The sequence below is a fragment of the Hymenobacter psychrotolerans DSM 18569 genome (assembly GCF_900142395.1).
Lineage (GTDB): Bacteria > Bacteroidota > Bacteroidia > Cytophagales > Hymenobacteraceae > Hymenobacter > Hymenobacter psychrotolerans.
Map to the genome: position 1 here is coordinate 14,606 of NZ_FRAS01000037.1, position 14,384 is coordinate 28,989.

General features: G+C 61.0%; 9 protein-coding genes. 2 read left to right on the top strand and 7 right to left on the bottom strand.

The window, feature by feature from the left end; genetic code table 11:
* Nucleotides 1-37: 37 nt before the first annotated feature.
* Complete coding sequence (locus tag BUE15_RS19995; RefSeq protein WP_073288868.1) at nt 38-2,161, top strand: alpha-ketoacid dehydrogenase subunit alpha/beta; 2,124 nt, start codon at nt 38-40, stop codon at nt 2,159-2,161.
* Between the two features lie 100 nt (nt 2,162-2,261).
* Here BUE15_RS19995 and BUE15_RS20000 read toward each other — a convergent pair whose 3' ends face one another.
* Both BUE15_RS20000 and tamL read right to left on the bottom strand, forming a co-directional pair.
* Nucleotides 2,262-6,302 (bottom strand): T9SS type A sorting domain-containing protein, encoded by a 4,041-nt coding sequence (locus BUE15_RS20000; protein ID WP_073288870.1) that lies wholly within the window; start codon nt 6,300-6,302, stop codon nt 2,262-2,264.
* A gap of 331 nt (nt 6,303-6,633) precedes the next feature.
* Nucleotides 6,634-9,150 (bottom strand): translocation and assembly module lipoprotein TamL, encoded by a 2,517-nt coding sequence (gene tamL / locus BUE15_RS20005; RefSeq protein WP_139252461.1) that lies wholly within the window; start codon nt 9,148-9,150, stop codon nt 6,634-6,636.
* Nucleotides 9,151-9,200: 50 nt separating this feature from the next.
* On the opposite strand from tamL, the gene BUE15_RS20010 reads away from it, so the two are divergent.
* Nucleotides 9,201-9,932, top strand: coding sequence for an RNA methyltransferase (locus BUE15_RS20010; RefSeq protein ID WP_317614845.1), 732 nt, complete (start codon nt 9,201-9,203; stop codon nt 9,930-9,932).
* 81 nt (nt 9,933-10,013) lie between these two features.
* Here the strand turns inward: BUE15_RS20010 and BUE15_RS20015 are convergent, their stop codons facing one another.
* The 5 genes from BUE15_RS20015 to BUE15_RS20035 all read right to left on the bottom strand — a co-directional run.
* A complete protein-coding gene (locus tag BUE15_RS20015) occupies nt 10,014-11,156 on the bottom strand; it encodes an outer membrane beta-barrel protein (RefSeq protein WP_073288874.1) in 1,143 nt (380 codons plus the stop codon).
* Between the two features lie 13 nt (nt 11,157-11,169).
* The gene (locus BUE15_RS20020; RefSeq protein ID WP_073288875.1) at nt 11,170-12,015 is read right to left on the bottom strand and encodes a hypothetical protein; all 846 of its coding nucleotides are present in this window, start codon (nt 12,013-12,015) and stop codon (nt 11,170-11,172) included.
* On the bottom strand, nt 11,996-12,577 hold the full coding sequence (locus tag BUE15_RS20025; protein ID WP_073288877.1) for an RNA polymerase sigma factor: 582 nt from the start codon (nt 12,575-12,577) through the stop codon (nt 11,996-11,998). The genes BUE15_RS20020 and BUE15_RS20025 overlap by 20 nt, the downstream gene beginning before the upstream one ends.
* Nucleotides 12,578-12,865: 288 nt before the next feature.
* Entirely contained in the window at nt 12,866-13,942 is a 1,077-nt protein-coding gene (locus BUE15_RS20030) for a CHAT domain-containing protein (RefSeq protein ID WP_073288879.1), read from the bottom strand.
* 100 nt (nt 13,943-14,042) lie between these two features.
* A partial coding sequence (locus BUE15_RS20035) for an integrase core domain-containing protein (protein ID WP_244535974.1) occupies nt 14,043-14,384 on the bottom strand: 342 nt, incomplete at its 5' end.

Consider the following 14,384-nt stretch of genomic DNA (forward strand, 5'->3'; position numbering starts at 1 on the left):
GGAAGCTGTAATTTCGCCTGCCAACCTATTCCCACTCATGCCCACGCAAGCCGCCTCAATTCTGGAATCTGACTTTATCACGGCGCAGCCCGACCGCGCCACGCTGCGCCGGGCCTACCGCCTGATGCGCACGGCCGACGAAATGGCCCGCCTTTACGAAGAAAACAAAGCCGTAACGGCCAAATACGTGCACGCCACGGCCCGCGGCCACGAAGCCATTCAGCTGGCCGCCGCCTTCCAGCTGCAACCCACCGACTACGCCGCACCCTACTACCGCGACGACGCCATGCTGCTGGGCATGGGCCTGGAACCCTACGAGCTGATGCTGCAGCTCATGGCCAAGCGCGACGACCCGTTTTCGGGTGGGCGTACGTATTACAGCCATCCGTCGCTGCGGCGGGCCGGCTTTCCGGTTATTCCGCACCAAAGCTCGGCCACGGGCATGCAGGCCATTCCGGCTACCGGCATGGCGCACGGCATCAAGTATCTGGAAGGGCAGGAGCTGCTGCGCGCCGAAGCTTCCGAATCGGCCGCTACGCAGCCGTATCCGCTGGTGCTGTGTTCCATCGGGGACGGGGCCATGACGGAAGGCGAGGTAGCAGAAGCACTGCAAATGGCTGTGCTGCATCAGCTGCCCATCATTTATCTGGTACAGGACAACGATTGGGGGATTTCGGCGACGGGCCGCGAGATGCGCGCCATGGATGCCTACGAGTTTGCGGCCGGCTTCAAAGGCCTGCACCGCCTGCAGTTTGATGGGGCCGATTTTCTGGCCAGCCACGCCGGCATGCAGGAAGCGGCCGAGTACGTACGCCGCACGCGCGGCCCGGTGCTGGTGCACGCCAAATGCCCGCTGCTGGGCCACCACACCAGCGGGGTGCGCCGCGAGTGGTACCGCGGCGACAACCTGGCTTCGCACACGCTCAACGACCCGCTGCCCCGCTTCCATCAGCAGCTGCTGGAACTGGGCTTTGCGGAGGAAGAGCTGAGCGAGCTGGCCGCCGAAGCCCGCGCCACCGTGCTGGCCGACTACCAGCGCGCCCTGGCCGCCCCCGCGCCCGAACCCGCCACCTTCGCCGACCACGAGTTTGCCCCGCCCGTCGTGACTGAGGAAACCGGGGAGCGTGCTCCTGCCGGTGCCGAGAAGGCCCTGATGGTAGACGCCGCCCTGCATACCGTAGACGACATTCTGCGCGAGTTTCCGGAGGCGTTGTTCTACGGCCAGGACGTAGGCGGGGAGTTGGGTGGCGTGTTCCGCGAAGCAGCCCTGCTGGCCAAGAAATACGGCGACGCCCGCGTGTTCAACACCCCCATTCAGGAGGCCTATATTGTGGGCAGCACGGCCGGGATGAGTGCAGTGGGCGCCAAAGCCATTGTCGAAATCCAGTTTGCCGACTACATCTGGCCCGCCCTCAACCAGCTGGTGGAAGAGCTGAGCAAAAGCTGCTACCTCTCCAACGGCAAGTTTCCGGTGCAAAGCCTGATTCGGGTGCCGATTGGGGCGTACGGCGGCGGCGGGCCCTACCACTCGGGCTCCATCGAAAGCACGCTGCTGACTATCCGGGGCATCAAGGTGGTGTATCCGAGCAACGCGGCCGACATGAAGGGGCTGATGCGGGCCGCCTTCCTCGACCCCAACCCCGTGGTGATGCTGGAGCACAAGGGCCTGTACTGGAGCAAGGTGCCCGGCACCGAGGATGCCAAAACCGTGGAGCCCGCCGCCGGCTATGTTATTCCGCTGGGCAAGGCGGCCATAGCCCAGGAAGCCGATGCTGAGAAGCTTCGCAACGGCGAAACCTGCGTGGTCATCACCTACGGAATGGGCGTGTACTGGGCCAAAACCGCCAGCCGCCAGTTCCCCGGCCAGGTTGAAATCCTGGACCTGCGCACCCTCAATCCGCTCGACTATGAGGCTGTGGAAGCCGCCGTGCGCCGCCACGGCAAGGCCCTCGTGCTGACGGAAGAGCCGCTGATGAACTCCTTCGCCGAAAGCCTGGCCGGCCGCATTCAGCGCACCTGCTTCCGCCAGCTCGATGCGCCGGTGTTCACGCTGGGCGCCGCCAACCTGCCCGCCATTGCCCTGAACGTAGAGCTGGAGCGCCAGATGCTGCCCAATCCCGATAAGGTAGCGGCGGTGCTAAACGAACTACTGGGCTATTAGCAAAGAGCAAGGCCTGCTACCTGACTAATAAAGCAGCCAAACAAAAAGGGCTTCCGAATTATCGGAAGCCCTTTTTGTTTGGCTGTAGTTATCTGACAGCTTAGTTTTTCAGCAGCTTCACCAGGTAGTTCTGGCCCTGGCCGCTTACGCGCACCAAGTAAGTGCCTTTGGCGTAGCCAGCCACCGGCAGGGCTACCTCACGGCCACCCTGGGCCTCGAAGCGGGTCATCACACGGCCATCGGCCGCCATGATTTCTACGCTGTAGGTAGCCGTTGGCAGCGCCAGCAGATCGAGCGTGGCATTATCGGTGGCCGGAGAAGGATACGCCGAAATAGCCACTACAGCTCCTTTGCCATCGAAGCCAACCACCCGTACTTCGCTCACGGATTCCTTGCCGTCTTGGTCTACCTGGCGCAGGCGGTAGTAGCGCGTGCCGGCCGAAGTACCCACGTTTTTGTCGGTGAAGGAGTAGTCGGAACGGCGGCTGGTGGTGCCTTTACCTTCCACCGTGCCAGCCACCACAAACGTGCTGGCGTCGGCGGAGCGCTCCACCAGGAAGCGGGCGTTGTCTTTCTCCGAAGCAGTAGCCCAGGTTACCAGCGCGTCGCGGCCAGATGACTTGGCCTGGAAGCTGATCAGCTCCACGGGCAGGGGCGTCTGCTGACCCTGAAAACGGAAATCTGCGTCAATCTGGTTGTTGGTTCGCTTGGGAGTTGTAGAAGGCACACCTCCGAAGGCCGGGTCATACAGATCGACCAGCCCGTTTTTGTTATCATCACGATAGAAGGAGCTCTGAGGATCGAGGAAATTCGGTACCCCGTCGTTGTCAGCGTCGAACATCCAGGTAGGCCCTTGGCTGACCGGGACGCCAGCTAAGGGGTAGTAGCTGCTTCTGGCGGGGTTTAGGTTGCTCCAGGCAGTTGCTCGCGCTTTTATATCATCCAGCGACTGTCCGTTGCGGTTATCATCAAAGCCTTCAATCCAATCGGCGAAACGGTCGTTGTCCGTGTTGGTGTTGCGGTAGTCGTAGCGGGCACCGTCCCAGCGGCTCATGCTAATGAAGCTTCCGCCGTTGATATCATACGCATTGTCTAGGCCGTCACCGTCAGAGTCAATGCCAAGAGGAGCCCGGAAATCAGCGGTGCTTTGTGCTTCCCGGTTATCCAAAATGCCGTCATTGTCTGAGTCCAGGTCCAGCCAATCCACTATGCCGTCCCCGTCTGTGTCAATGATGATGCGGTTTTGGTTGGTTGCTGGCGTGGCAAAGGCTGCTCCGGCAGCGCTATTGGGGTCTACGGCATCATAATGTCCATCACTGTCCTGGTCATTGCCAGCCAGTGCCACGGGAACGGTCTGGCCTTCTGAGTCGGAGTTGCCATCGATGAGGGCGCCCAGATTTGCCTCCCGCATGTCGGGAATGCCGTCATTATCAGAGTCTTTGTCCATGTAGTTGCGCAAGCCGTCACCATCTTTATCTGAGTTAAGAATCAGGATAGTAACCAACTCGTCGGGGTCTACGATATTCACCAGGCCGTCGCCGTCGTTATCATTGGCTACAGCAGCGCTGGCCGTATATTGTCCGGCGTAAGTTGCCCCGGGAAGAATAGCGCCATTGTTGGCTTCAATCATATCCGGAATACCGTCGTTGTCGGTGTCCAGGTCACGGTAGTTAGGCACTGCATCTCCATCACGGTCGGCCAACAGGCCCACTGTAGTATTAAGGGTGAGGCTGATCCGGTCGTCGAGTCCGTCGCGGTTGGCGTCCTGCAAATCAAGCGCCGGGATGCGCCCGTTATTATTCATGCTCAGATACAGACCTCCGTTGTTGTTTTCAATGCCGTCGGGCAAACCGTCATTGTCTGAGTCCAGGTCTAGATAGTCGACCAGGGTAGGAGCAGTGCCGGGGGTGTTGTTCTGATTAGTGCCGCTATTCCAAGCGTAGAGCAGCGCGGTCGAGCCGCTGAAGTCCGGGTCGAAGCGGTTATCGATACCGTCATTGTCATCGTCAGCGCCGAGCGGAGCCCGGAATGCCAGGCCGTTGCCGGTAGCAGCGCGGCCTGCGGGAACGGTGACAGAAGATTGAATCTCAACTAAATCAGGAATGCCATCATTGTCGGAGTCCCGGTCCATGATGTTCAGCACACCGTCGCCATCCTGGTCCGGATTAGCAAAAATGGAAACCCCGCTGTTGTTGCTGGTCTGGGCGTTCTGCGGCATACCGCGGGCTCCGGCTGCGCTGCTGACCGCCCCTGTAATACTACCCGTATTCGGATCGTAGTTGGCTACTGGCTTGCCGTTATTGGCTTCAATGGCATCCGGCAGACCGTCGCCATCAGAATCGGTATCCAGGTGATTGGGAATGCCGTCCAGGTCGATGTCGAAATAGTCGTTCATGCCGTCGGCGTTAACGTCGCGCCAGGCACCACGGCCCTGCGGCGTCACGTAGCCACCGTCCAGATAGATTGGAACGCCAGTGCCGTCGGTCTTCACTACTCCGTTCAGCGTGTAGGTCTGCGGATTGGCACCATAGCTCTCGTCTACGTCCTTGATGCCGTCGTTGTCATCATCTACATCAAGGGCATCATCTACCCCGTCCCCGTCGAAGTCGCAGTTATAGTTGTAGCTATATACCTGCTCGCTGGCCGCCGAAATGAAGCCGTAGGTCCAGGTGTTAACCATGTAAGCATTGCCCGCCTGATTGGTGGCATCTCCCCAGCGGTGTACGCCGTTGTCGGATATCACACCATCTAGGCGCTGGTTGCTGTTGTCGGGAGCAGCAGGAGCGGCCGGAAAATTGGCTGCGCTGTTGGCCGTCAAGTTCGTATCATCCCAGTAGAGACGGTCGTAGTAAGCATCTCCGCCCGATGAGGGGCGAATATTCTGCACCCTGAAGCCATCGGGGTTGCCCTCGGCATCAAAAATGGGGAAGTTTACGGCTGCGCCTGTGCTGGTGAAGGAAAGGCGGACAGTGGCACCGGTGGCAACCGTAGCTCCGGCGGCATTGAGGCCATTCCAGGAGGAAGTAACCGGTACCCCGGCCGTGGTAACTACTTGCTCAATGAGCACGTCATTCCCGTCCTTAACTCCGTTGTTATTAAGGTCAACCAGAATGTTGACGCTGCCGGTTTCGCTGCTGACAGTGGTGAAAGCGGCAGAGCCCCGGCTAAGAATTGAGTTACAGAAGGCCTGGTAAGTGCGCGCGAAGGTGGGAGTAGGAGCACTGGGCCAGATGTCGGCATCCGGGTCATTCACGAAGTTGAAATACTGCGGGTAGCTCAGGTCGGAGGTCTGGCTGCGGCGGCGCTGCGCTATGGTAGTCCGGTTCGTGCCCGATGTTGCGCCAAATTCGTTGGCTACAAAGAAGAAGTCGAGTGGCCGCATCCCGGCCAGCTCCAGCTGCTTTATATAGTAGCGGCCCGGCGTCTGCGCGCTTTCAATCAGCGTGTACATCTTAAAGTTAGCCGACAGCCGGTTCTGAAAAGCGCCGGCGCTACCGGTAGACGCATACGAGGAAAACGCCCAGTACTTGCTGAACAGACGTCCTTTTTTCTCGTTGCCGCCCGCATCCTTTACCGTAAAGTCCCAGAAGTCGTAGTATGACCACTTCGCATTATCGCCGAGGTTTACTTCGTTCTGTTGCGTAAACTCGATATAGAAGTCCCGGGCTTGGCCTGTATTATTAGTATAAGTCAGTGGCACATAGCCCAGCGGGTTGAGCAAAGACTGCGGGCCACGCTGGTTCTGCTGCGCGTCGACAATTACGCCGGCCTGCGGGAGCCCCAATACCCCCAACGTGGTGAGCAGTGGGGAACGGTTGAGGTTGTTGTTGGCGGTGCTGTTAGTGGAGTCGCGGTAGAGCTTGGTCTGTTTTACAATGGTACCCGCGTTGGCTCCGTAGCGCAGCGTCAGGATCAGGTTTTGCTGGCGTGCCGCAGTAGAAACACCCTGCCCGTTGTAGATGCGGTGTACGCCGTAGTTAAGCGTCTCGCCTGGGTTGAGGCGCACATACAGCCGGTGGTCGGGTGAGAACGTGCCCCCATCTGCCCAAGTGCTCGGCTTCAGAAAGCCTTTCGATACCAGGTTCGGATTGTTCGAATCGTGGATTAGAAAGCCCGACCGGTCATTGCGGACGTCATTCATTGCGAATGACTGACTGTTCGGTGTGAGCTCCCGTGAACCTTCCGCGTGGCTCTCTTGCAAGCCAGACAATCCAACCAGGAGTGCTACAGCAGCACGCCATAATTGTAAGTGTTTTTTCATATACCTGAAATGAAAGAAAAAGAAGTCCTTTTTTGGGAATTGCCAAGAACCTTAATTGGCGGCAATTCCGCAAAAGTAATGACATATCAGGATGTTGTCTTATTATTTTTTCGGGATCTGCAAATTTCAGCGTGAGAAACGCTAGGGGAATGAACCCGCAAGCCCGCAGTGGGCCGGCCTACTGCGGGCTTGCGGGTAAGTGAAGAAGGCCTTAGAAAGGGTAGCCGATGCCGAGGTTGAAGGCCGTTTGGTCCTGGCTGCCGAAGAGGCTGGCCTTCCGAACGGCCCATTTGCTGCCGGGCGCCGTAGGGTCGTAGACCTTGGTAGCTACGTCGAGGCGCAGGATAAGGAACGTGAAATCGAAGCGCAGGCCAAAGCCCGAGCTGACCGCCAGCTCGCGGTAGAAGCGGCTGAAGTTAAACTGCGCTCCGGGTCGCTCGTCATCGGGCCGGATGGCCCACACGTTGCCGAAGTCGGTGAAGACGGCCCCGTTTACGAAGCCGAACAGCGGAAACCGGTACTCTACGTTGCCTTCCAGCAGCAGCTCGCCGGGCTGCTCAATATTGTAGTTGCGGATCTTTTGGCCGTCGGCATTGATGGCGTCGCCGCCCAGCGTGTCCTTCACGTACGACGTGTAGGAGCCAGGCCCCAGGCGGCGCGGCTTCCAGGCCCGCACGCTGGTGCTGCCGCCCGCGAAGAAATACTTGTCGTAGGGAATGACGCTGCTGCCCCTGCGGAGCGGCTGCACGATGCCGCCATTGAGCCGGTACACAAAAAACGACTTGGGGCCCAGCTTGTGGTAGCGCCGGAAGTCTGCATTGAGGCGGTAAAAATCCGTGACGCTGATGCCGGTGCCATCCTTGCTGAGCAGGTCCTGATACAGCGGCCGTGTGATGCCGCCCACTTCCGCAAAAAGGCGAAGATACCGGGCATCACGCGTCTGGTTGAAATCGTTGGAATTGTATAATGACGTGAAACTAAAGCTTGGTACAAATTGGCGATTAAATGTGAATAATGCAGCTTCGCGGTTGGGAAACCGGCTGGCCAGCTCCTCGAAAAAGTCTGTATCCAGATAAGGCGTATTCACCAGACTCAGGTCGAAGGGCGTGAACACGTACTGGTGGAAGGCTGAGCGTTGCCAGATGTAGTCGAAGGTGCCTTCCAGGTTGGTGCGGGTGTATTCCGGCCGCGTAACAAAGTTGTAGCCGATGCTGATGCGGGTACGCGGATTGTAGCGCGTCAGCAGCTGGGTGGTGCGCCAGGGCACCAGAAACTGCGGTATCACCAGGTTCAGGTTGGCACCGAGCTGGGTGGTGAGCTGGCTTTTGAGCTGCTGCTGGTTGTCGTTGCTGACCAATTCATACTGGCCTTCAAAACCGGCCCGCAGGCCCAGTTCCAGTACTTCGGCCCCACCAAACGGGTTGCGGGCTTTCAGGCGCAGGTTCCCGAACGGCCCCGGCAGCTTCGCCACGTAGGTGCCGCCAAACTCCACAGTTTCCTGGTAGCGCTTGGCCGGCGAGGCGCTGATGATGGCATCCAGCTGGTGGCGCAGGCTGTCCTCGGCAGTCAGGGGGCGCACCCGCACGTAGTTGACGGTCGTGAACCGGAACACGTCGAGCTGGCTGATTTGGCGCTGCGTGGTCTGGGTGTTGGTCAGGTTGTAGTAGTCGCCGGGATGCACGGCCACCTTGCGGTTGAGCAGCCGGGGGCTGATGCGGTGCTGGAAAGCCAGAAAGTACGTGGAGTCCTGCACAATCGTGTCGCGCTTCTGCCCGAACCGGACCGTGCCGGCGTCCGTGATGAAGCGTACATTCCGGATGGTGTAGCGCGGGTGGGCGGCCTCAGTGGCAGGATTGGCCACGATGGTGCGCAGCCGCACGGTAGCCGGTGCGTAGCTGGTGTCGGCTTCGAGCGTGATGTACTGCTGGCGAAAGTCGAAATAGCCGTCGTCCTTGAGCAGGGCCTCAATCCGGGCGCGCTCCTGCCCGATTACTTCCTCGTCGTACTGGTCGCCGACGCGCAGCAGCGTGGCCGGCTGCGAGGCCAGCACCCGCCGCGCTACGGCCGTATCGGCCATATCGTAGTCGAGCTGCGAATAGTGGAAGGGCGTGTTTTCGGTTATAGTGTAGGTCACCAGCACACGGCGGCGGTGCAGGCTGTCGGGGCCGCCCAGCAGGCGGCCCAGCGAAAACCGCCGGTCGGCCAGCGTATCGGTATACTGGACCCGGCTGCGGAAAAACCCCTTCGATTTCAGAAAAATGGCAATCTGCTCGGCTGTTTGCCGGGTGAGGGCCGAGTCGTAGATAACCGGCGGCTCGCCCAGGCGCATGATGGCGTTGCCTTTGTCGAGGGCCAGCTGCAGGCGGCGGGTGCGCCGCTCGCGCCGCGTGAGCAGCTTGCCTACCTTCGCCGAGTCGGGGCGGGCCTCCAGAATGCGCTGGTCGAAGCCGGCACGGGTGTCATCAAGCTTGCGCTTCAGCCGCTCAGGGTTGTAGAAGCCGCGGCCTAGCTGATAGATTGTTAGTTTTGGCAGCGGAAAGTTGCTGTTCGGCTTCTGCCGGTACAGGGCCTGAATCCGTTCGTCGTCGGCCTGCTTCACGCCTTTCAGCTGCACCTTGCTCAGGAGCTGCTGCTTGGGGCCCAGCAGGCGCAGCGGCGAGCAGCCTGCTGCCAGCAGTAGTAAGCCAACCAGCGCCGCCCAGGCAGGGCAGCCCGTTTTATGTATCACCTGAAGCCCGGCCGGGCGTCTGTTCAGCACAATATATGGTCTCAAAAGCAGTGACAAAATACGTACACGCGCTGCACCTGAAAAAGTATCGGCTCCGGCACGGTGCTTTCCTGGTGGAGGGCGGCAAAAGCGTGCTGGAGCTGCTAAGTTCCGGACTTCAAACGGAACGCGTGTTTGTAACGGCTGAATTTGCGTTAAAATTACCGGCTCAGCTGGCTCTCGGGCTGGTAGAAGTCCTCAGCGAAGACGAGCTGACCCGCCTGGGCACGCTGGCTACCAACAATACGGCCCTGGCCATTGCGCGCCTGCCCGAGGAGCCGGCGCTGCTGCCCAATGCCGCCAGCGGCCTGCTGCTGGCCCTCGACCAGGTGCGTGACCCGGGCAACCTGGGCACCCTCATCCGCCTCGCCGACTGGTACGGGCTGCCCGGCGTGGTGCTCTCCGAAACCTGCGCCGACCCGTGGGCCCCCAAGACGGTGGCGGCCACCATGGGCTCGTTTACGCGGGTGCCGGTGTGGCAGCGCGAGCTGCCCGCCTGGCTTGGCAGCCTGCCCGCCGGCCTGCCCGTCTACGGCGCCGACCTGCACGGCGACAACGTGCACGGCCTCACGCTGCAGCCCCAGGGCGTGCTGGTAATGGGCAGCGAAAGCCACGGCCTCACCCCGGAGGTGGAAGCGCGCCTCACGCAGCGCCTGCACATTCCCGGCCGCGGCCAGGCCGAAAGCCTGAACGTGGCCATTTCCGCCGCCATCCTGCTCGACAACTTCCACCGCAACGCGTAGCCGGCGCCGCTACGGTTTGCTTGTGCACGAAAAAGCCCCTGACATAGCAACGTCAAGGGCTTTTTTGTGCGGTAGCGAAGGCTAGTCGAAATCGGAGAGCGAAATACCGAAGCTCAGCACGTTGGCCTGCGGGCCGCGGTTGTCTTTGAACACTTCGTTGAGGTTGTACTTGGCGAAGAGCGTAACGCTGCGCAGGCCAATCAGGCCCTGCAAGCCGTACTGGAAGTCTTCGAGGTTGTAGGAGCTGCGGTCCTTGTCTTTGCGGGTGCTGCCGTCCTGCTCGTACTTGATTTTGGTGTGCGAAGCCAGGCGGTAGCCCACAAACCCACCGGCCCCGATCCGGAAGGCGCTTTTGTTTCGGTCGTCGCGGAAGTTGAGCACCGGCACCAGGGGCAGGTTGAGGACCGTGGTAGCCAGCTTGCTTTTCTCCAGGCTCAGCTCGGTGTCCTTCACTACGTACGTGCCGTTGTCAGCCGCCAGAAACCGGTAGTTGTTGTCGAGCATGTAGTTGTTGAACGACAGTTCCGGGCCGGTCATGATGTAGAGCGGGCTGCGGCGGCTGCCGATCCGCTGGATGTAGTGCCAGTTCAGGCTGACGTAGCGTGAGGCCATGGTGCGCAGGTCCAGATTGGGCTCGCCGGCCAGGTTCTGCTTGTTTACCAGCGCGTTCAGGCCCAGGTCGATGCTGAAGTCGCTGCGGCCCGACCGGTCGGCGCGGGCCTGCCGTTTGGCGGCGGCCACCGAGTCGTCCTTGGCGCTGCTGCCCAGGTGCACCGATACCCGGTCGCTGCCGTCTTCGGCGGCGTTTTCTTCCACCTTCACCCCAAACAGGCGGCCCATGCTCACTTCCACTTTGTCGCCGCTTTTGCGGGGCGAGTTGTCTTCGTTGCGGACCGTAATGCGGATCTGCTCAGGCACCTGCTTACCGGGCTGGTCTTTAGCGGGGTAGAATTCCATGGTCACCTGCTCCGACTTCGACGACTTGCCGGCCGCTTCGGCCTGCGTGATGTACTTGTCGAGCAGAATCATCAGCGAATCGAGCTTGTAGTTGCGCAGTTCGCGGAGTTGCTGCTTGTTCTTGACGAACAGCGTCATGGTGGCCTGGTTGGGCAGCTTTACCAGAATGGTATCGTCGAGGTGGGCGGGGGCGGAAGCGTAGGCCGAGCAAGGCGCGGCCAGAACCAGCAGCAGGAAGGCGGCCAGCAGGGCGGAAAGGCGTTTCATGACAAGGGAGGAATTAGAGTTGTATCACTTTGGTGAGCGTGCGGCCGGCCACGCGGGCCTGCACCGTCACGGTTTCGGGCAGCCCGGCATCAGCCAGGGTCACCCGGTCGCCGCGCACTGCGCTGCGGCCCAGGCGCAGCAGCTGACCCAGGCGGGGCCGCGTGCCGGATTCTGCCTGCTGAGCGGCCGTGGCCACGGCCGTTTCGGCGTCGCTGCGTCGCACTTCCACCTCAATGGGGCCGGTAGGAGCAGCCGGGCTAGCTGCGGCCAGCGCCGTAGCCGGCAGCTGCCGCGGTGCTGAAGGAGCTTCCACCGGCTCCGAAATACGCTCCGGTTGCGTTTTCGGGGTGGCGGCTGCCAGGGCTTCGGGAGCTGGCGCGTTGTTCAGGCTTTGGGAAGCAGCAGCACGCTTGGAGCGGCTTTCCGAAACCGAGGCGGCGGCCAGTTGCCGGGCCGGCAGGTGCGCATCCTGGGGCTGGCTAGGGGAAGGGGCCGGGGCTTCAGCAGCGTCTTTCGAGGTGGTAGATGCAAGCGCCTGAAGTGGGGTTGCCTGGGTTTCGGTAGTGGCATCCGATTTTTTTTCGGGTTGGGCCGCCGCTGCGGGTTGCGCTGTTTTCTGTTGCGAGGCAGTGGCCAGGGCACCCTTGCCGGAAGGCACCGAGGAGCCCAGTTGCAGCCAGAGCACGCCGCTTACCAGCAGCAGTGCCACGCTGGCAGCTGCCGCCCATAGCCAGAGCACGGGGCGTTTCTTTTCGGGCTGCAGCTCTTCTTCCAGCTGGTTCCAGAGGTAAGCCGGCGGGGTGGGTGCGTGCTCCGCGAGACGGTCGCGAAACAGCTTATCAATATCTTCCGGTTGCATACAGTTCTTTCGGTGAGGAGGTGGAGGATAGGGCCTGCTGGCTGGCCGCCGCGAGGCGGCGCTGGAGCATGGCCCGGGCCTTGCTGAGCTGCGACTTGCTGGTGCCTTCCGAAATACCGAGCAGCTCGCCGATTTCGGGGTGGGTGTAGCCCTCCAGGGCGTACAGGTTGAAGACCGTGCGGTAGCCGGCCGGCAGCTCCGAGAGCAGGCTCAGCATATCGTCGGCGTTGAGCTGGCTTTCGGCGGTGGCTGCCGTGGCCGGCACATCGAAGGTGAGGTCGTCGATGGCGAGGTGCAGCGGCTCCTTGCGGCGGAGCTGCCCCAGCGCCTCGTTCACCATAATCCGGCGAATCCAGCCCTCAAACGAGCCTTCGTGCCGGTACTGGTCGAGGGCCCGAAACACCTTGGCAAAGCCCCCGAGCATGGCCTCTTCGGCATCCTCGCGGCGGCGCAGGTAGCGCAGGCACACTCCCAGCATCAGGCCCGCAAACCGCTCATAGAGCAGCTTCTGGGCACGGCCGCTGCCTTGGCGGCAGGCAGTGATGAGGTCGGCGTCAGTCACGGGTTCGAAGGTAAGGGTTGCGTCAGGAGCAGGGCGTTTGATGGGGTAGATGCAACCTTCTCGGGGTGGGTTGCCTCAGCAGCTCACTTTCCTGCCGAAATTTTTATACGCTTTCTGAATTTGCTCTTTATGTCCTTGTTAAGCAAGGTTTTGCACTTGAAGATGTGAGGCAAGCCAAAGTGCATGTGCCAATATAAATGCACAAAAGAGCCACTCACTTCTCAGCACATTCTGCTCGAATGCAGATTGCTGCCGAAAAGAAAGTGGCTGGCTGCTGCGCCGAAAATATCAGGGGCGCCAGTTGAGCAGGTAGTCGGTGGCTTGGCCGTAGTGCTGATAGGCGCCCCAGGTAGAGCCACCGCTGCTATAAATGCAGTTGCGGGCTGAGGCAATGGCTTTGCCTAAAGTTGAAGGCTGACTGCCACTCGCCTCCGATTGGGTGCCATCCGAAGTGGTGCTGCCGTTCATTTCCTGCGGACTAAGGCTGGAGTAATTCAGCAGTGTGCCCGCCGACTGGCCCACCAGCACCTGCGCATAGAATTCACGGGCAAAGGCCAGGGCCAGGTCGTCGTTCACGGGCCAGCCGGTGCCGAGGTAGTTGCGCACGCCCCGCTCAAAAAACGCTTCTGCAATGCCTGCCAGGCTACCGTTCAGCTCTTCGGCCGCAAACGGGGTGCCTTCCCGAATCACCGATGAGAAACAGGCGTTGGCAAACACCAGCCGCGGTACATGTCGGGCCCGGAATATCTCACGGGCCGTCAGTACCCGGTCGCGCCCGAACACCCAGCCCTGGCGGTTGGGGTCGTCGGGAGTGAAAATGCCGTGGCCGGCGAAGTGAACAACGTCGAAGCTGCCGTTGAGAATCAGCGCCATGATTTCCAGAAAGTCGCACTCGGCCTCGCCAATGCGCTCCACCACATCCAGCTTGATGGCGGCGTGGGCGGGCTGCAGCCGGTTCAGATACGCTTTTATGGTGCTGAGCATTTCCACCACGGCCCGGCCTTCGCGGCGGGCACCGGGCAGCTGCAGCTCCGGCTCGGGGGCCGGGTCGGCAATGACGAGCACGCGCAGGCTGCGGTTGCGGGGCGGCGGAATGCCGGGCTTGGGCGAGAGCATGGTCCGGAACTGGCGGGCCAGCTGCAGCTGCCGGCTCAGGGAGCGGCGCGCGCCGGGCGTGCGGCCCTCGCTGGCCATGCGGTTCTGCATCTGCGCGAAACAGGCCATTTCCCAGGGCAGGCTGGCCGTGCTGCGGTCCAGCACAAACGTGAGCGGCTCAGCAAAGTAATCCTGAAAGTCCAGCGGAAACAGCAGCGTCGACATCAGTTCGCCGTAGGTTTCCTGCTCCCGTAGCATCACGGCATCCATGAGCCGGAGCCGTCAACCATGAGCAGACCGGAGCCTAGGAACTCCACCTGCAACTTACTGGCTCGTTTCTATTTACGCATTAGAAAAATTCCCAAACACGCTAGTTGTATAGTCCCAAGGTGAACTGGGTCGGGTTTTGGGTGAAGATAGCCGGGTTTTTCTGGTGCTGCACGCAGACGAATTCGTGCGGGGTCAGGCCGTGTAAGGTCTTCAAACGCTTGGCGTGGTTGTAGGCCAACAGGAAGGCTTGCAGATGCTCGTTGAGCTGGGCGCTGGTTTGGTAGTGGTAGCGCAGCACGGTGGCTTCTTTCAGGGTGCGGTTCATGCGTTCGACCTGGCCGTTGGTCCACGGATGGGCCGGTTTGGTGAAGCGGTGTTCGATGCCGTGCTCGTCGCAGACGCGCCCAAAAATGTGGCGGCCAGCGCCAGGCTGGTGGGGCAT